The sequence below is a fragment of the Paenibacillus sp. FSL H7-0442 genome (assembly GCF_038593105.1).
In the GTDB taxonomy this organism is placed as follows: Bacteria; Bacillota; Bacilli; order Paenibacillales; family Paenibacillaceae; genus Paenibacillus; species Paenibacillus polymyxa_D.
In genome coordinates this window covers 3,678,595-3,698,320 of sequence record NZ_CP151963.1, presented here as the reverse complement: position 1 = coordinate 3,698,320, position 19,726 = coordinate 3,678,595, and the positions used below count along the sequence as shown (strand labels likewise).

16 protein-coding genes are annotated in these 19,726 nt (G+C 44.7%); 15 read left to right on the top strand and 1 reads right to left on the bottom strand.

Annotated features, from left to right (window positions below; all coding sequences use genetic code 11):
* The first annotated feature begins 231 nt into the window (after positions 1–231).
* On the top strand, positions 232–1,563 hold the full coding sequence (locus MHH57_RS16290; protein WP_029517767.1) for a PhoH family protein: 1,332 nt from the start codon (positions 232–234) through the stop codon (positions 1,561–1,563).
* A 101-nt stretch (positions 1,564–1,664) separates the two neighbouring features.
* Here the strand turns inward: MHH57_RS16290 and MHH57_RS16285 are convergent, their stop codons facing one another.
* Positions 1,665–2,750, bottom strand: coding sequence for a hypothetical protein (locus MHH57_RS16285; RefSeq protein ID WP_342434302.1), 1,086 nt, complete (start codon positions 2,748–2,750; stop codon positions 1,665–1,667).
* A 297-nt stretch (positions 2,751–3,047) separates the two neighbouring features.
* Between MHH57_RS16285 and MHH57_RS16280 the strand changes: the two genes are divergently transcribed.
* From MHH57_RS16280 to MHH57_RS16215, 14 genes are all read left to right on the top strand, one after another.
* Positions 3,048–3,698: an RsfA family transcriptional regulator gene (locus MHH57_RS16280; RefSeq protein WP_039272257.1), complete on the top strand. Its 651-nt coding sequence runs from the start codon at positions 3,048–3,050 to the stop codon at positions 3,696–3,698.
* A gap of 126 nt (positions 3,699–3,824) precedes the next feature.
* The gene (locus MHH57_RS16275) at positions 3,825–4,784 is read left to right on the top strand and encodes a 2-dehydropantoate 2-reductase (protein ID WP_340956092.1); all 960 of its coding nucleotides are present in this window, start codon (positions 3,825–3,827) and stop codon (positions 4,782–4,784) included.
* Positions 4,785–4,788: 4 nt separating this feature from the next.
* On the top strand, positions 4,789–5,178 hold the full coding sequence (locus MHH57_RS16270; RefSeq protein WP_013311106.1) for a DUF3397 domain-containing protein: 390 nt from the start codon (positions 4,789–4,791) through the stop codon (positions 5,176–5,178).
* Positions 5,179–5,331: 153 nt separating this feature from the next.
* On the top strand, positions 5,332–7,035 hold the full coding sequence (locus MHH57_RS16265) for a peptide ABC transporter substrate-binding protein (protein ID WP_039272254.1): 1,704 nt from the start codon (positions 5,332–5,334) through the stop codon (positions 7,033–7,035).
* Positions 7,036–7,232: 197 nt separating this feature from the next.
* On the top strand, positions 7,233–8,165 hold the full coding sequence (locus tag MHH57_RS16260; protein ID WP_039272253.1) for an ABC transporter permease: 933 nt from the start codon (positions 7,233–7,235) through the stop codon (positions 8,163–8,165).
* Positions 8,166–8,169: 4 nt separating this feature from the next.
* The gene (locus tag MHH57_RS16255) at positions 8,170–9,120 is read left to right on the top strand and encodes an ABC transporter permease (RefSeq protein WP_013311103.1); all 951 of its coding nucleotides are present in this window, start codon (positions 8,170–8,172) and stop codon (positions 9,118–9,120) included.
* 11 nt (positions 9,121–9,131) lie between these two features.
* Complete coding sequence (locus tag MHH57_RS16250) at positions 9,132–10,070, top strand: ATP-binding cassette domain-containing protein (protein WP_029517761.1); 939 nt, start codon at positions 9,132–9,134, stop codon at positions 10,068–10,070.
* 122 nt (positions 10,071–10,192) lie between these two features.
* A complete protein-coding gene (gene bshC, locus MHH57_RS16245; protein ID WP_340885925.1) occupies positions 10,193–11,824 on the top strand; it encodes a bacillithiol biosynthesis cysteine-adding enzyme BshC in 1,632 nt (543 codons plus the stop codon).
* A 64-nt stretch (positions 11,825–11,888) separates the two neighbouring features.
* Positions 11,889–13,154, top strand: coding sequence for an adenosylhomocysteinase (locus MHH57_RS16240; protein ID WP_013311100.1), 1,266 nt, complete (start codon positions 11,889–11,891; stop codon positions 13,152–13,154).
* 331 nt (positions 13,155–13,485) lie between these two features.
* Positions 13,486–13,923: a division/cell wall cluster transcriptional repressor MraZ gene (gene mraZ, locus MHH57_RS16235; protein ID WP_013311099.1), complete on the top strand. Its 438-nt coding sequence runs from the start codon at positions 13,486–13,488 to the stop codon at positions 13,921–13,923.
* A gap of 17 nt (positions 13,924–13,940) precedes the next feature.
* Positions 13,941–14,891: a 16S rRNA (cytosine(1402)-N(4))-methyltransferase RsmH gene (rsmH, locus tag MHH57_RS16230; RefSeq protein ID WP_023989455.1), complete on the top strand. Its 951-nt coding sequence runs from the start codon at positions 13,941–13,943 to the stop codon at positions 14,889–14,891.
* 24 nt (positions 14,892–14,915) lie between these two features.
* On the top strand, positions 14,916–15,296 hold the full coding sequence (locus tag MHH57_RS16225) for a hypothetical protein (protein WP_029517759.1): 381 nt from the start codon (positions 14,916–14,918) through the stop codon (positions 15,294–15,296).
* A gap of 60 nt (positions 15,297–15,356) precedes the next feature.
* On the top strand, positions 15,357–17,711 hold the full coding sequence (locus MHH57_RS16220) for a penicillin-binding transpeptidase domain-containing protein (protein WP_069010278.1): 2,355 nt from the start codon (positions 15,357–15,359) through the stop codon (positions 17,709–17,711).
* Between the two features lie 81 nt (positions 17,712–17,792).
* A complete protein-coding gene (locus tag MHH57_RS16215) occupies positions 17,793–19,709 on the top strand; it encodes a stage V sporulation protein D (protein ID WP_025721601.1) in 1,917 nt (638 codons plus the stop codon).
* Positions 19,710–19,726: the final 17 nt, after the last annotated feature.

Below are 19,726 nucleotides of genomic sequence, written 5' to 3'. Positions count from 1 at the left end.
GTATGTCTAAAGTTATAGTGAACCAAGTCTAGGTCCAGTGAGCAATCACTGGGCCTTTTGTGTCTAAATTCAAAAATGGACAGGCTCAGAGGCTATCTTCACTTACAACTTTTCGTTGTTTTATGCTGCTTTGGGGTTCTTTTTTTCAGGGAATCAGCAAGTATTAGGTACCCAGTGAATAGGTATAGGTATGAAACACGAGATTGTCCACGCCGCTTTGGAGGGGATTTAATGAAGAAAATTTTTGTGCTGGATACGAATGTGCTGCTGCATGATCCGAAAGCCATTTTTACCTTCAAAGAACATGAAGTTGTTATTCCAGCTGTAGTTCTGGAAGAAATCGACTCCAAAAAACGCAACGCGGATGAGATTGGACGGAATGCCCGCAATGTATCGCGATTGTTGGACGGATTGAGAGAAGTGGGCCATCTGCATAGTGGCGTTCCACTTCCCCAAGGTGGAAGGCTTAAGGTTGAGTTGAACCACCGAAGTTTTTTGAAAGTTCAGGAGATGTTCGGGGAGGTTTCGAACGATAACCGGATTTTGGCGGTCGCCTTGAATTATCATCTGGAAGAGCAGGAGCAGCCTGAGCCGCGTTCGGTCGTTTTGGTCAGTAAAGACGTGCTGGTCAGGATCAAAGCAGATGTATTGGGACTGCTGACTGAAGACTACCTCTCCGATAGAACAGGCGATTTAAGTGAGCTATACCCCGGATACTCGGCAATACAGGTGCACCCGTCCATCATAGATGAATTTTACTCTAACCGTTTTTTACTAATCAAGTCACTGGAACTACCTTATACACTGTATCCACATGAATTTGTCATTCTGAAAGATGAAATGGGAACTGGAAAATCAGCATTACTGAAAGTTAACCAGGAGGCAGAGCGATTAGAGCCGCTGTACTTGAGTAACGAATCAGTATGGGGAATCAGCGCGCGCAATGCTCAACAGAGGATGGCATTGGAGCTTTTGCTTAATGATGATATCCCTCTCGTGACCATTACAGGAAAAGCGGGTACGGGCAAAACGTTGCTGGCGCTGGCGGCAGGTTTGCTTAAAGTAGAGGATGAACATCGCTTCAAGAAACTGCTGATTGCTCGACCTGTTGTTCCTATGGGCAAGGATATTGGTTATTTACCAGGAGAAAAGGATGAAAAGCTTCGTCCATGGATGCAACCAATCTACGACAATCTGGAATATCTGTTTGATGCCAAAAAATCAGGTGATATCGACAAAATTTTGATGGGCTTGGGCAGTATTCAGGTGGAGGCACTTACTTATATTCGCGGACGTTCGATACCTGGGCAATTTATTATAGTCGATGAGGCGCAGAATTTATCCCGACATGAGATTAAAACGATTGTGTCTCGGGTGGGTGAGGGAAGCAAGATCATTTTGATGGGAGACCCGGAGCAGATTGATCACCCTTATCTGGATGCAGCCAGCAACGGTTTAACCTATGTAGTGGAGCGGTTTAAGCAAGAAGGGATTAGCGGGCATATCATGTTGGAAAAAGGAGAACGCTCCAAGCTCGCACAGTTGGCAGCCGATCTGCTATAAAGTCCATATCGTTATTACAAATAACAAGACCTCGGGAATATCCCGGGGTCTTGTTTTATACGCGTGAAAATTCAGAACATTGAAGGCAAGCAAAAGCCAGTTTACTTAAAATTTAATTCGAGCTTAACTTCAAGCATTCCTGCTAAAGTGCGTACTTCTGTGGCTTTGACATAGGAAATAAGCTGCTGTGGGTAGAAACCCAGATCAAAATCCCTTTCCAGCTTGTTGCGGGTCGTATCAGGTAGTTCCAGACCATTAAATACTAATCGATCCACATGAAATAAAATTGAATTTTTTGGTTCATTCTCCACCGTGTAGTGACCTTCTACCCTTAATTTCATCGTTCCTTGTTGGCCTTCTACCATAATTTGATCCTGCGCAAATGTAAAGTTGAAGTGATTAAACAATTCATTTTCTGACTTTAAAAAACGGTTAAAGTCCTCTTCACGAATGCTTATCGTAATGACTTTTCCATTTGTAACCATGGCACCTTGTTGTTGTTGAATGAATTGCGGTAAATCCTGCATAGCTTGAGCTAATGCTTTAAAGTGTTTATTTACCTCGTAGACACCTACATTCTCCCAATAAGCTGTCATTTCGCCAATTAGCTTGCGTAGGGTATCCGGGTCATTACTGGCGTTAACGCCGTCATTTACACGCGACTGAAGCAGGACAATGCGTTTACGTTGAGCCAGTAAGCTTGTTTTGACTGTCTCCAATTCCATTGAGGCTTGGGTGACTTGTTGTTCTGTTTTTCGCATAGATTGATAATTGGATTCGTATTCTTGAAGCACATCCTGATCGTGACTAATCAATAACAAGTAGTAATCGTACAGAGAGAGAAGTTGCCTTATACTTTTTGCCCCTAGCACCACACTTAACAGCTTGTCCCTTTCCCCCATATAATAAGATCGCAGCACAGAGCCTGCACGCTTCCGTTGTATGGTCATTTGCTCTTGCTGAACGGTGAGGTTACTTCGCAGTTCCTGCTGGCGCTGCAAAAGAGTCTGTTGCTCCTGATTGATTCGCTCAATTTCATGGTCTATCTCTACAATCGACAGGCTATCTTGTAAAATCTGACTTTCTTCTTGGGAGGGAGCGGCTAGAGTAGGACGTACATATATGAAAGTTAGCAACATAATGGTGCTCAGCAGGGTGCTGATTGTGATTTTTATTCGTTTGTTCATTTGGTTTCCCCTTTTATGTATTCCCGAAAAAAACTAATAGTAATGTATATGATCCTTTCTGTTTCTTTAACCATTCATTTTATTGTACAGCAGTCTGAGCATGCTTGAAACCCGAAACTGTTTACGTTCACGTATGAGTTCTTGCAGAAATGGAAATACAATTTAGTATCAAATAGATTCTATGAACTCTACGAGAGGCATAGGAATGAATAAACAGCTTTTATACCCTATTCAAATACCGGCAGGATCGGTTCATGAAGACGGTTATTTCAGGATGTTGTTAGGAGGGCTAGAGGCATGACTGCAATAAGACAAGATGCATGGAGTGTGGAAGATGACTTGATATTGGCGGAGGTGACATTGCGGCATATCCGTGAAGGTGGAACGCAGCTTGCTGCGTTTGAGGAGGTTGGACAAAAGATAGGAAGAACCTCTGCAGCATGCGGCTTTCGTTGGAACAGTTGCGTGCGCAAACGTTACGATGAAGCAATTAGCATTGCCAAAGCACAGCGCCAGAAGCGCAGTTATATCCGCAAGCAGAACCCGGTAGGTGTATCACAGGTTGCGGCTTTTGCCTCGCTTGATACAGTTGAAGGTGGGTACAGAACAGATGGTACGAGTGAGGATACATTATCTATTGATGCAGTAATTCGTTTCTTGCGTCAATGGAAGGGATCCGTCCAGGAAACGAATCGGCAGATTAAGATGCTGGAGAAAGATTTACGGGAAAAGGAAGAAGAATTGAATCAGCTTCGCTCCATTAATGACCGGCTGTCCAAAGAAGTGAATGAGGTGCAAACCGACTATCGTGTTGTGAATGATGATTATAAAGCTCTGATTCAGATTATGGACCGGGCTCGGCGCTTGGCTCTAATTACTGAAGATGAGGAAGAGCTTAAATCCAGATTCAAAATGGACGCCAATGGGAATCTGGAGCGCATTGAGTAACAAGATTACTTCTGCAATTCTGAAATAAAACGTCAACTAGCGCTTTGCCGTAGTTGGCGTTTTTTGTATTTCTTTAGAGTGCATATGATATAGTAGAAAAAAAGATGGAAGCGAGACGATACAAAGGTGATTGATATTATTGGAGCGGGTTCGCTGGGATTGTTGTTTGCCGGGAGGTTATCTGCCTCGGGTACAAAAGTAAGGCTGTGGACACGTACACTTGAGCAGGCACGCGTCATTACTCATGAAGGAATTACTGTGTTTGATAAGGAGGGACAGGTGGCAATACATGTGTCCGGAGATAAATTGAAGGTAGCGCCATTGGCAGATTGGCAACGGTTAAATTCACAGGCTCCGGCACGATGGATAATGCTTATGACCAAACAGGGGGCGATTGAGGAAGTATTAGAACAGATCCAGCCTGCAGCTCAAATGGACAGAGCTATAGGAATCGTTTGCTTGCAAAATGGAATCGGTCATATAGAACGCATTAGAAAGGCTTGGCCTAAAGCTGTGGTATATCCTGCTGTGACGACTGAAGGAGCCAAGAGGCAGGGAGTCGCATCTATTGTACATGCAGGATCGGGTGTTACTGAAATAGGTTGTTCGGAGGAAGGGGAGGAGTCGAAGAACAATAATTTTAACCAATGTGTGCTAAATCGGCTGCTTGCAGCAGGATTTGACGCTTGCTTGTCGAAAGAAATCGAGAACGGTATGTATCGCAAGTTGTTGATCAATGCTGTAATCAATCCGCTGACGGCGGTATGGCGAGTTCGTAATGGCGAGCTGCTTTCGCACCCTATTCGAATACATATGATGCGCAGGTTGTACGATGAAGGCATTCAAGTGTATGAAGCTCATGGTATCCACTGGGAAAACGCATGGTGGGAGCAAATTATAAATGTATGCCGGTCAACGGCAGAAAATCACTCGTCCATGCTAGCTGATGTACTTGCACAGTCCATGACGGAAGTTGCTTCAATTAACGGACAACTGGTGCAGATGGCAGATCAGGCTGGGGTTACTGCACCAACTCATGAGGTATTGTGGCAATTAATTGAAGGTATGCGGCTAAAAGAGGGGTGATCAGTTGAGTCTTATACAAGGTACTATTATCACTTTCAGTATTCTTCCCTTTTTTCCGTTTTTGATCGTGTTTGCGGTTTGTCGCTACATTCTTAAAATGGAAAAAAAGAAATCGTTACTTACTTCTATGGATATTACCACGTTTTTTCTGATATTTTCCGTCGCAGCACTCTTTAACGTCATTTTTACATCTCGATTCGGTTTTTATTTGATTCTACTGCTCCTATTACTGGCCTTGGGTTTAATTGGAGGAGCTCAAAATCGAATAAAAGGAAAGGTTGATGGTAAAAGATTATGTAGAGCGGTCTGGAGATTAACTTTTATAGCAATGACATTGGCGTATATTTTGTTGACTGTTGTTGGTATATTTAAGAATATATTCAACATCATGTGATATAAGATGACATGGAATGGTGAAAAAATATGAATTAATCATGTTTTTTTGAAAAAAAAGCTCAATTTGAAGAAATGTAATGTAGATTTTTTTGACCGCTGGTTGTATAATCTATAAACATATACCACTTTAGAACTAGGGGGAAAACGCTAGATGAAAAGGAAAAGCTTTTTAGTCCTTTTGACACTCATTCTTGCAGTTGGCGCATTGCTCGCAGGTTGCGGCTCCAGCAAGAACGATACCAATGGTAAGGGCGCACAAGAAAACACCTCGACTACGCCGGCTCCGGCCGACAAGCAAATTTTGCGCGTTAACCTTTCTTCCGAGCCGCCAACCTTCGATCCGGCACAAGCTCAGGATAGTCAAACGAACGCGGTTCTGAAAACTTTGTATGAAGGTCTCGTACGTATGGGCCCTGACGGCAAAGAAATCCCTGGCGTTGCTGAATCTTGGAAAATCTCTGATGACGGCAAAACCTACACGTTCAAACTTCGTGATACTGCAAAATGGAGTAATGGCGACCCAGTTAAAGCAAGCGACTTCGTATTTGCTTGGCAACGGGTATTGGACCCTTCGACGGCTCCGGCACCTCCATATGCTTACCAATTGTACTATATCAAAAATGCTGAGGGCTACAACCTGAGCACTTCGAAATCTTATAAAGGCACTAAAGTTACAGATTTTAAAGATGTAGGTGTCAAAGCTGTTGATGACCATACATTGCAAGTAGAGCTGGATCACCCAACTCCGTACTTCTTAGGATTGACTTCTTTCTACACTTTCTATCCTGTAAATCCTTCTATTAAAGGTAACGATAAGTGGGCTGTTCAGAAAGATAGCATGATTACTAACGGACCTTTCAAATTAACGGCTTGGGATAGCGGTCAAAAGATCGAAGTAACCAAGAACGAAAACTATTGGGGTAAAGACGAAATCAAGTTGAGCAAAATTACGATGTCCCTTGTAAACAGTGGTGCAACTGAACTGGCTTCGTACAGAAGTGGACAACTTGATTATGCAGGTATGCCAACAGGTGAAATTCCTACTGACCAAATTACGGCTGTGAAAAACGAATTGTCTAACGAGTTTAAGGCTAAAGGAATTGCAAGTACGTACTACTACCTGTTTAATGTAACTGAAAAACCATTTAACAATGCCAAAATCCGTAAAGCGTTTGCGATGGCTATTCAACGTCAACCGATCGTTGAACGTGTAACAATGGGCGGTCAAATTCCTGCTTACGGCTTTGTACCTCCAGGTATCAAAGGAGTATCTCAAGAATTCCGTAGTGAGAATAAAGATGATTACTTCAAAGAAGACTTCACTGAAGCGAAAAAATTGCTTCAAGAAGGTATGAAAGAGGAAGGCATAACTACACTTCCTACAATAACCATGCTGTATAACTCCAGTGAAAGTCACCAAAAGATTGCTTTGGCAGTAGCTGATATGTGGAAGAAAAACCTTGGTGTGGACGTTAAAACCCAAAATCAAGAGTGGGGCGTATTTATCCAAACACGTAACAAGCTGAATTTCCAAATCGCTCGTGGTGGTTGGTCTGCTGACTATAATGATCCGATGACATTCCTGGATATGTGGACAACAGGCAATGGTAACAACAATGCGGGTTACGCTAACCCTGCATATGACGCTTTGATTAAAGCTGCCAAAACAGAAACTGATCCAGCTAAACGCATGGAAGATTTTGCGAAAGCAGAGAAAATTCTGGTTCAAGATGATATGGTAATGCTTCCGATCTACTACTATTCAAATGTTTCCTTAACGAAACCGAATGTAAAAGACATCGGGCTTGACTTTAGTGGAGCAATTGATTTCACAAGAGCGTATATTACACAGTAACTGAAGCTCAATTCTGAAGTTTGATAGTTACTTCGGGATATATATGTGGATAGAACCATATATATCCCGTTTTTTTTGTGTGTTCTAGTCTTTTCCATCATCATGTAACCATGCAAATAAGTAGATTGGACAGTCCAATTCTATTTCGATAAAATCGAATGGTGTCGAAAAAAATTTATGGGGGGTGTAAACGGGCAATGACGCGTTATTTGATCAGTAAATTCTTCTATATGCTGCTGTCTTTATTCATTCTGATCTCTGCGACGTTTTTTCTCATGAAAGCAATTCCGGGTAACCCCTTCATGAGTGAAAAAGCGACTTCTCCTGAGATTCAAGCCCGGTTAATGGAGCAATATGGGCTGGATAAGCCTGTATATATCCAATATTTCAAATACTTAGGTGATATTGCTTCAGGTGATTTTGGCATTTCTATGAAAAAACTGAATCAAAGTGTTACTGACATTATCGGACAAACGTTCACAGTTTCCTTGAAACTGGGTTTTGTTGCCATAATCGTGTCGATAATTGTCGGTCTCTTGCTAGGTATGCTGGCAGCTTTGTACCATCGTAGGCTCATAGATAACGTCGCAATGATATTAGCTATCATGGGGATTGCGGTTCCCAGCTTCGTTCTGGCATCGTTAATTCAATTTTACTTTGCTCAACAGTTAGGTTGGTTTAATGTCATGGGCTTTGAAGGTCCGATGGATTACGTTCTACCTGTTGCGGCTCTATCCGCTTCACCGATTGCGTTTATCGCACGACTAACGCGTTCCAGCATGCTGGAAGTGCTCCATGCAGATTACATTAAGACTGCCAAAGCTAAAGGCTTAAAATCCATTACAATTATGTTCAAACACGTTGTACGTAACGCCATTCTGCCGGTTGTTACCTATGTAGGACCAATGACAGCCAATATTATTACAGGTTCAGTTGTTATTGAACGTATCTTCGGGATTGGCGGTATTGGTAAGGTATTCGTAGATAGTATTACAACCCGCGATTATACCATGATTATGGGAGTTACTATTTTTTACGGTATTTTGCTGATGGTGGCACGTTTTATTACGGATATTGCATATGGATTTATTGATCCGCGGATTAAGCTTACTGGCGGGAAGGAGGGATAACTTTATGTCTGTTAAAGATAATGCTGTGAACTTGGATAAGCTTCAGGTAAAACCGGAAGATTTCCAGAAGGTCGGAGCGGATGAAAAGCAGTCTGAAGTTATTCAGCGCGAAAGCTTGTCCGCTTGGCGAGATGCTTGGGAGCGACTTCGTAAAAATAAACTGGCTATGACGAGCTTGAGTGTTTTGGTTCTCATTGTGCTTGCTTCAATCGTTGGCCCGATGCTGTCCCCATACGATGACCGCACGAATGATTTGTTGAGCACCAATCTTCCTCCTTCGGCGGAACATTGGTTCGGAACAGATGATCTGGGGCGTGATATGTTTGTACGTACTTGGATGGGCGCTCGGATTTCCTTGATTATTGGTTTGGCTGCTGCAATGATTGATTTGATGATTGGAGTTATTTATGGTGGAATCATGGGTTACTTTGGTGGCCGCGTTGATGAAATCATGAATAAATTTTCTGAAATCCTGTACTCCATTCCGTACTTGCTTGTTACGATCCTGTTGCTGGTTGTACTGGAGCCAAGTATTACCACGATTATTATTGCGCTCTGTGTAACGGGATGGATTAACATGTCGTGGATTGTGCGTGGTGAGATGTTACAACTTAAAAACCGAGAATTCGTACTTGCTTCCCGTTCAATGGGTGCTGGTGCAGGTCGTTTGCTGTTCCGTCACTTGTTGCCTAATGCGGTAGGACCAATCATTGTCACACTGACTTTGACAGTTCCAAGTGCTATTTTCTCCGAGGCATTCCTGAGCTTCCTTGGATTAGGGGTACAGGCTCCTCAGGCGTCGCTGGGTTCAATGATTGAATCAGCTCTGACCGGGTGGATGTATTACCCGTGGCGGATGCTTTTCCCGGCAGGTTTGATCAGTTTGATTATGCTTGCGTTCAACCTTTTTGGCGACGGCTTGCGTGATGCGCTTGATCCGAAGTTGAAGAAATAGGAGGTGAGATCATGGTGAGTAGCAACAATTTAATTGAGGTTGAAGGTCTTAAAAAGTATTTTAATGTTGGCAAAAACCGTGTGCTCAAAGCGGTGGACAACCTGAATTTCTATATTCGTGAGGGTGAAACGCTGGGTATGGTTGGCGAATCCGGCTGTGGTAAATCTACAGCGGGTCGTACGATTTTGCGCTTGTATGAACCTACAGCAGGAAGCGTACGTTTTAACGGGACGGATATTTACAAATTATCACCGAGTAAAATGAAAGCCATGCGCCGTGATATGCAGATGATCTTTCAAGATCCGTATGCATCATTGAACCCGCGTTTTACTGTTTCTGATATTATTGGTGAGGCGCTGGATATTCACAATATGGCGGGTAGCCGTGCAGAACGTAAGAAACGGATTGAAGAGTTACTTGATCTGGTTGGTTTGAACCCTGACCATGCAACACGCTATCCGCATGAGTTTTCTGGTGGTCAACGTCAGCGGATCGGTATTGCACGCGCACTAGCGGTTAATCCTAAATTCATCATTTGTGATGAGCCGATTTCGGCTCTTGACGTATCTATCCAGGCTCAGGTTGTCAACCTGCTAAAAGAGCTTCAAGAACGTTTGGGTCTGACATATCTGTTCATTGCGCATGATCTGTCGATGGTTAAGCACATCAGTGATCGGGTAGCTGTAATGTATATGGGTAGAATGGTCGAGCTTGCAGAAAGCGCTGAGTTGTATGCAAATCCGATCCATCCTTATACGAAAATGCTTTTGTCGGCGATCCCACTTCCTGATCCAGAAGTAGAAGCTAACAAAAAACGGATTATTATGCCAGGCGACCAAGCAGGCCCGATTCATGATGCATCTGGCAATAAGACAGGGGCTTATAACCTGGAAAATGCCACGCTCATCGAAGTGTCCAAAGGACATTTTGTAGCTGAGCCTTACGCCTGATCTTGTTTTATGCAACAACCGCCGAGTTATTCGGCGGTTTTTTTTGTAGGAAGCTTTGACGTGGACATGGGCTTTCGGTACAATCAAGCAGTAAGGTTTTGGTGGAGACAGGAGGCAGACCCATGAAAATAATTCCGGAAACGCTTCGCGGAGGGTCGGCTTTGGCAGAAGATTATATACAGGGTACGGGACGCGCAAGCGATTTGTATGAGTATAATGTGCTGCACGCCGATGCTTATGCCCAACGGGCGAAGTGGCTGGATAAGACGGGGCATCTGCGATTAAACCGTAAGGATGTCGTAGCATGTCTTCGTATATACAATGAGAAATACAATTCGCATGAGGCGGTTCGTGCTTCATTGGACCGTCTGGATAGTCCAGATGCCTTAGTAGTAGCTGGCGGACAGCAAAGCGGACTGTTCACAGGTCCGATGCTGGTCATTTACAAAGCCGCTACAATTATTAAGGCAGCGAGAGAAGCTGAGGAACGGCTTGGACGTCCGGTTATCCCCGTCTTCTGGATTGCTGGCGAAGATCATGACTGGGACGAGGTCAATCATACATACGTAATGGCAAATGACCCACAAGTCGTCAAAATCAAGCTGAATAAGCAACCTGAACGCCGTTCTTCGGTTAGTGCGATTAAAGTTGATACTGTTGAGTGGAAGCAAGCGATAGCGGATATAGAGCAAAGCTTGCCAGATTCAGAACATAAGGCTGATATAATGCGCATGATTGAGAACGGATTAACGGACTCATATGGACTGAGTGAAGCCTTTGCCAAGTTGCTGGGCCTTTTGTTCGGCAGCTATGGATTAGTACTTTTGGATTCAGCAGATCCTTCGCTACGCAAGCTGGAAGCATCCGTTTTTAAGCGGCTGGTTCAGTACAATGATGAGTTGGAGCAGGCTTACCGGACGACTGCCACGCGGATCGTAGATTATGGCTATCATTTACAAGCGGATGTGCATGAAAGCGGCGCGAATCTCTTTTATATCCATGAAGATGAACGTTTGCTGCTTTTCAAAAAAGCTGGGCTATTCACAGATCGACACGGTCTGGTAGTGTTTACTGTGGATGAACTGCTTGAAGAGATAGATAGACATCCCGAACGTTTTAGTAATAATGTGCTAACTCGTCCTCTAATGCAGGATTCACTGTTTCCGGTGCTGGCATCTGTGCTGGGTCTAGGAGAGATTGCTTACTGGGCGATTACACGGGATGCTTTCGGGGTGTTGGAGATGCAGATGCCGATACTGCTGCCACGAATGTCTTTTACGTTGGTAGAGTCAGGTGTGGAGAAGCATATGCTTAAGTATGAATTAAGTTTTGGTCAAGTTCGAGACGGACTTGAGGAACGGAAAAAGCAATGGATTGCCACTCAAGATCAGCTTGGAATGCAGGATCAGTTTTCCGGGGCAAAGGAAGCTTTTGTCCGCATGTACGAACCGCTTGTGCAGCAGACAGGTTTGATTGAAAAAGGTTTGCTACGGCTTGGAGAAACCAACCGCGATAAGATTCTGTCACAGATCGCCTATCTGGAGGCAAAAGTTCAGGAAGCGTTGCTTCGACAAAATGAAACAGCACTTCGCCAGTGGGATCGTATTGAATGGTCGCTTTTCCCATTTGGACAGCCGCAGGAGCGGGCGTATACGATCTATCATTTTCTGAATCGTTATGGTCTCAGTCTGATGGATACGATTATGAATGTACCATTGGATTTGACGGGTACGCATCGTGTTATTTATGTATAATTTGTTGTTTTATATAGGATTTATCATGGAATAAAATTAACCAATTTGAAGGAGGAAACAAAGTATGACTTCCCATTCTCTGCAAAATAGCATAGTTCACGATCTTAAATTGGCTCCTGAAGGTCATTTGAAAATTGATTGGGTAGAAGCACATATGCCGGTATTGAACCGTATACGTCAACAATTCGAGCAAGAGCAGCCTTTTGCTGGTTTGAAGGTAACCATCTGTTTACATCTCGAGGCCAAAACGGCTTATTTGGCTAAAGTGGTACAAGCAGGTGGAGCGCAGGTAACTATTACGGGTAGTAATCCATTGTCCACACAAGATGATGTTTGCGCCGCATTAGTTGAAGATGGCGTTACAGTATTAGCTAAATACAATCCGGACCCAGAAGAATTCAAAAATTTGCAAATCAAGGCACTGGAAACAAAGCCGGATCTCATTATAGATGATGGTGGTGACTTGGTTACTCTGTTGCAATCCGAACGGCCTGATCTGATTTCTACGATCCGTGGGGGAGCAGAGGAGACAACTACTGGCATTATTCGTTTGAAGGCATTGGAAAAAGAAGGGCAACTTCACTTTCCGATGGTGGCTGTTAATGATGCTTACTGCAAATATTTGTTTGACAACCGCTATGGTACAGGACAGTCAGCTTTCGACGGCATTATTCGTACGACTAATCTGGTTGTAGCCGGAAGTACAGTGGTTGTGGTAGGTTATGGCTGGTGTGGCAAAGGGGTTGCAATGCGTGCGAAAGGGTTGGGAGCCAACGTTGTTGTAACCGAGGTTGATCCAATCAAGGCTGTAGAAGCCCATATGGATGGTTTCCATGTGTTACCAATGGTAGAGGCTGCCAAACTGGGTGATTTCTTTATTACAGTAACTGGTAACAAGGCTGTAATTACAGGGGAACACTTTGATGTGATGAAGGATGGGGCTGTGCTGTGTAACGCAGGGCATTTTGATGTGGAGGTTAGTAAGCCTGAGCTTGCTAAACGTTCCGAATCCATTCGTACGGTGCGTCGTAATATTGAGGAATATCGCTTTAAAGATGGACGTAAAATGTATTTGCTGGCAGAAGGACGCCTTGTGAATCTAGCTGCCGCCGATGGTCATCCAGCAGAAATTATGGATACGACATTTGCGCTTCAGGCGCTTGGCTTGAAATACGTGAATGATCGTTATAATGAGCTTGGTAAGGCCGTTATCAATGTACCTTATGAAATTGATGAGCAGGTAGCTCGATTCAAGCTTGATAGTCTGGGAATTCAAATTGACACGTTAACTGAAGACCAAAAGATCTATTTGGACAGCTGGAACGCGTAAGCGGATTTTTCGTCACGATTTTCGCTGCAAAAGTGTTGTGTTTTTAATGCAAGTGTTTGTTTAGGTTGACATAATGGACAGAGAGTAAGCCCTTTATTCCGTGTGGTTTCGAAACCTGATGCATATTGTCGGGTGCCGGCTTCATAGGATAAGGGGCTTTTTTGTATCTTATGACGCAGGGCTACAATAACAGACATAATGCTATGGATCCAGCTTCTATCACTTTTTGGTAATGAAAAAGAGGTCTTTGATTTTTTAAAGCGAATCTATTATGCTTAGGTGGTGGAAAGTGGGCCAAAGTGGGAGAATGGGGTAAGGGGTGACGAAACCAATGTTTATGGGGGAGTTCCAACATAGCATTGATGAGAAGGGTCGGCTTACTGTACCGGCCAAGTTTCGTGAACTTCTCGGTGCCTCGTTCGTGGTTACCCGCGGGCTGGACCAATGCCTCTTCGTGTATCCTATGGATGAGTGGGCTGTCATGGAGAAAAAACTTAAAGCACTGCCTCTGATGAAGGCCGATGCGCGGGCGTTTACCCGTTTTTTTTTCTCGGGGGCGACTGAATGCGAATTGGACAAACAGGGCAGGGTAAATTTACCGGGGAATTTGTGCGAATACGCCAAGCTTACTAAAGAGTGCGTCGTATTGGGAGTGTCCACCCGTGTAGAGATTTGGAGTAAGCACACTTGGGAGCAATATTTCAACCAATCAGAGGAAGCATTTAATGACATTGCTGAGAAATTGGTTGATTTCAACTTTGAATTGTAATTTAGGAGGTCAGCCGTTTGTTTCACCACATTACCGTACTCAAAGAAGAAGCAACACAGGCACTAAACATCAGGCAGGACGGGATTTATGTGGACTGCACGTTGGGAGGGGCAGGACACAGTTCCGTCATTGCATCACAGCTTGGCCCTGAGGGAAGGCTTATTGCCTTTGATCAGGACGACTGGGCATTGAACAATGCGCGAGAGAAGCTGTCAGCCTATGAAGGAAAGATTTCATTAGTGAAATCTAACTTCCGCCACTTGCAGGACAAGCTGACTGAATTGGGATTGCCCGAAAAAGACGGCGTCCCGCAGGTCCAGGGTATTTTGTTCGATCTGGGTGTGTCCTCGCCCCAGTTCGATGAGGGGGAACGGGGATTTAGTTACAATCATGATGCGCCGCTTGATATGCGGATGGATCAGAGTAGCTCGCTTACGGCTTACGAAATTGTCAATGAATGGTCGGAAGCAGAGATTGCGCGTATTTTGTTTCATTACGGAGAAGAGAAGTTTTCACGGCGGATCGCAAAGATCATGATTGAACGTCGATTGAACAAGCCTATTCACACAACAGGGGAACTTGTCGATATTATCAAAGAAGGAATTCCGGCTGCGGCACGCAGAACCGGGGGACATCCGGCTAAACGCAGTTTCCAGGCTTTGCGGATTGCTGTAAATGATGAGTTGGGTGCACTGGAAGATACTTTGCATCAGGCAATAAGATGTCTGGCTCCAGGAGGCAGAATTTCGGTCATTACATTCCATTCTCTGGAGGATCGGATATGCAAGCATATTTTCAAGGAGTATTTGGCGAAAAGCATCTATCCATCTGATTTGCCTATTTTGGAGGACAAAATGATAGGCGATCTGAAGCTGGTGAACCGTAAGCCGATTGTAGCGTCAGAGCAGGAATTGGAGCTTAATCCACGGTCCCGGTCAGCGAAGCTGAGAGTTGCCGAAAAATTGTAAATTTAATGGAGAAGGAGAGGCGACATGGCTTATACACGCGGTAATTTGGCTGTAAAAGAAAGAGCCCGTCAGGAACAGGTTCAGCAACAACGGTATCGTGAGACCACCAAAGTCGTTACACGCCGCAGAGAGCTGCCGATTCGAGAAAAGCTGCTGTATCTATTGACACTTGTAGCGTGCATTGTCATTGCTGGTATGTTGATTGGCAGGTACGCTCACATTTATCAAATCAATTATTCGATTAATACGGCAAGCAAGGACATTTCCAAATTACAGACCAATATCGCCCAACTGAAGATTCAAAAAGAGCGTCTGGAAAATCAGATCGTGCCGACTGCAAAGGAACAGGGATATATCGAACCAACAAGAGAGCCCATTCGTGTGGAAAAGCAGGCTGCCAAATAGTTAAGGGCATAGCATCAAGCTATGCTCTGACGTACATTTTTTTGCAGAGAGGTTTGAGCTATGGTCAAAAGAATAAAGCTTCGTACACTGCTGATAGGGGGATGTATTACCCTCTTTTTTCTTGTTCTGCTACTTAAGGTATTTTGGATTCAAGTTGTGAGCGGGGAGTACTGGCATAACCTGGTAGTTACTCAAGTGGAAAAAGATCAGGTGATTCAGCCCAAGCGTGGAACCATTACGGACCGTAAAGGAAACGTATTGGCTACGGATGCACCAGCTTATACGGTAGTTGTCAATCCTACCATTATTCAGGAGTATGATTTGGAGAATGAGGTTGTAGCTAAGCTACACCAATTACTCAAAACACCTGAGGATGAGCTGAGAAGGCATCTTTCTGCAAAGGATAAAGCGGGGAACTACTTAAAAAACCGCGAGATCCGCAATGGAGGCTGGAAGGTAGATCCTGAGGTCAAGGCACAAGTGGATACGTTCAAAGAGTATTTGAAGGATAAGTATCAAGTAATTGGAGCTGTGGACACTGTTCAAGGATCCAAACGCTATTATCCAGAAAATAAGCTGGCTTCCCATGTTCTTGGCTATCAAAGAAAAGATGGCACAGCAGGTATGGGGTTGGAAGCTTATTATAATAAAGAGCTCTCGGGGACGGCTGGAAAGCTTCTGTATCAGCGGGATCGGAAGGGAGTTCCTCTTCAAGGATCGGGAAGTGTCTATGAGCCGGCACAAAATGGTAAAAATTTAAAGCTGACGATTGACGATACGATTCAGTATTATATAGAGGATGCCATGCAGGAAGCTATTGCAAAATACAATCCGAAAACGATGACTGTGGTAGCGGCTGATCCCAAAACGATGGATGTTCTCGGTATGGCGACCTACCCGAATTTTAATCCCAATACATATGGGAGTACACCTTTGGAAAATTTCCGTAATAATGCTACTCAGTCCATCTACGAGCCGGGCTCCACGTTTAAGATTGTGACCTTGGCTGCCGCGGTTCAAGAAAAGGTATTCAATCCGAATGAATCCTACCAATCTGGTATGATTCGGGTCGGAGGTTGGGATATTCGTGACGTAAGCCGTAACTGGGGAACGTTAACTTATCTTCAGGGAGTCAAGCGTTCAAGTAACGTCGGCTTTGTCCATCTGGGGCTGGATAAGTTGGGTGGCGAAAGGCTGAAGAAATATATTAATAACTTTGGTTTCGGGGTGAAAACGGGTATTGATCTTCCGAGTGAGTCTACCGGAGCTATCACATTCCATACCCAGTACAAATCCGAGGTCGCAACAGCTTCATATGGACACGGACGTGTCCAGGTGACGCCAATCCAGCAGGTAGCTGCCATCTCGGCAATTGCTAACGGGGGGAAGCTGATGCAGCCTCATCTGGTAAAGGAAATTATAAACCCAGATACAGGCGAAGTGCAGACGATTCAGCCAAAGGAAATCCGCCAAGTGATTACTCAGGAATCTGCAGCTCAGACAAGTAGCTATCTGGAGCAGGTTGTGTCTGACCAGGAAATTGGTACGGGACGCCTTGCTTATATCGACGGATATCGTGTAGCTGGTAAAACAGGTACAGCGACGAAGGTCGTTGGAAAAGTATATGACCATTCGAAGGATGTCGTGTCCTTTATAGGTTTTGCACCGGTAAATGATCCGAAAATGGCTGTTTTGGTTGTTATGGACGAACCTAACAAATCGGTAGGCGGCGGTACAGCAGCAGCGCCTGTATTTAAAAAAATCGTATCCCAATCGTTGCAATATATGGGTGTTCCAAAAACGGGAACTAAAACGAATAAATCAGGCAGCGCTGTTGTAAAAACAGTGAATTTGCCAACGGTACCACAATTAACGGGTCAGGTGAAGAAGGATGCGCAAAACGCATTGCTCAAACAGGGGATTGCCTATGAAACGGTAGGCAAAGGCTCCAAAATTGTTCGCCAGTATCCTGAAGCAGGCGTCAAAATGAAACCCGGACAACGCATTTACTTGCTGACTGAGGATAGTGCCAACATGACTATCCCTGATTTTACAGGTGTTTCGTTGCGTGACACACTTCAAGTTCTAACCCTTATGAGGGTTGGTGTGCAGGTAAGCGGCGAAGGTTATGTCGTCTCTCAAAAGGCGCAAATGGTAAATGGAAAGCGAATCGTCAGTGTGATGCTTCAGCCGGCCAAAGAAACGGTGACCGGAGTGAAACCGGAGGATACACAGGACTCGACCAATGGAGTTGCAGCTAACCAGATTGGGAGCGCAACAAAAACGGAGGCCGATAATAAAAACGAATCCGGTACTACTGCCGAAGCTGGAACAGATGCGGGAGCTCCTAAGAGAGGAATATCGGCTGTTGCAGATGAGAAAAGTGCTGCTGAGATTAAAGGCGAGGATAACTGATAGCTTGTTCTAATGTTCGTTCTTTTGAATATTCATGAGGTAAGACATGTCATGAGTATTTGAGGAACGGAGGGAGCGCGTTTGAAAAAATCTAACGTGACCATGCGGCGAAGGCTGGTATGGGGGCTAATGGGATTATTTGTACTGTTTGCGGCCTTGTCGATCCGGCTCGCCTATGTTCAATTGGGTAAAGGAGGCGAGCTCTCGGCCAAGGCTGAGGATTCGTGGCGCCGCAATATTCCATTTGCCGCCAAGCGTGGCGAAATTTTGGATCGGCAGGGTACGGCGCTGACCTACAATGTCAGTTCGCCCACAGTCATGGCGATACCAGTACAGATTAAGAAGCCGGAAGAAACGGCACGCAGGCTGGCGCCCTTGCTGGATATGAGTGAGGATAAAGTGCTCAAGCTGATTACCAAACGAACAGCAAGCCAAAAACTTCAGCCCGGCGGACGAAAAATTACGATGGAGAAAGCGCAGCAAATTCGTGATTTGAAGCTGCCGGGTATCGTTGTTGCTGAAGACAACAAACGTTATTATCCTTATGGTGATCTAGCCGCTCATATTCTTGGGTTTACAGGAATTGATAATCAAGGGCTGACAGGCGTAGAGAAGCAGCAAAACAGTAAGCTTCGGGGAATTGACGGAAGTATTGCATATTTATCAGATGCAGGTGGTCGTCTGATGCCAGGTTCTTCCGAAAAATACATTGAACCGAAGGATGGACTGAATTTACAATTAACCATTGATAAGTCTGTGCAGTCCATTATGGAGCGGGAGCTTGACCAAGCCATGGTCAAATTTCAGGCGAAGTCCGCGTTGTCTATAGCTATGAACCCCAAGACGGGTGAAATATTAGGCATGGCTGGACGACCAAGCTATGAGCCAGCGCTATACAAGCAATATGCGCCTGAAATCTACAATCGAAATCTGCCTATCTGGATGACATATGAACCTGGGTCTACTTTTAAAATTATTACATTGGCGGCTGCCTTGGAAGAAAAGAAGGTCAATCTCAAAAATGACCGTTTTTTTGATCCGGGATATATTGAAGTCGGTGGAGCACGTCTGCGTTGCTGGAAGAAAGGCGGACATGGGAGCCAAACTTTCCTTCAAGTGGTGGAGAATTCTTGCAACCCTGGTTTTGTAACATTGGGGCAGCGGTTAGGCAAAGAAACACTGTTCAAGTACATTCGCAATTTTGGCTTCGGCAGCAAAACGGGGATCGACATGATTGGTGAGGGCAACGGCATTTTGTTCAAGCTACCTCAGGTAGGTCCTGTAGAACTGGCGACGACCGCTTTTGGTCAAGGGGTGTCTGTCACCCCGATCCAGCAGGTTACGGCTGTATCAGCGGCAATCAATGGCGGTAATCTTTACAAGCCTCACATTACAAAAGGTTGGGTTCAGCCGGGAACCGGAAAAGTGCTGGAAAAAGTAGAACCAGAACTGGTACGTAGGGTCATTTCAGAGGACACCTCCCGACAGGTAAGGGAAGCGCTGGAAAGTGTCGTTGCTAAAGGTACAGGTCGTCCTGCTTTTATTGAAGGCTACCGGGTGGGAGGTAAAACGGGGACAGCACAAAAGGTGATTAACGGGCGTTATTCTTCCTCGGAGCATATTGTATCCTTTATTGGTTTTGCACCGGCAGATGATCCGCAAATCGTCGTCTATACCGCTGTCGATAACCCGAAGGGCATTCAATTCGGCGGGGTTGTTGCTGCGCCAATCGTGCAAAATATTTTAAAGGACGCGCTGATTGCCTTAAAAATACCACCTCGCACCAATCAAATTGCCAAAGAGTACAAGTATGGAGAAAATCCGATCGAAACGGTACCTGATCTGGTAGGTGCTACTGCAGCTGATTTGTACGAAGATATGAATATGAACTTTATGCTCGTAAAATCCGGGTCAGGCAAGACGGTCGTGAGTCAGGCGCCGAAGCCGGGCTCCAGATTGGAGCGGGGATCAACGATCCGTATTTACATGGGGGATTGATAGGTTCATTTTATACC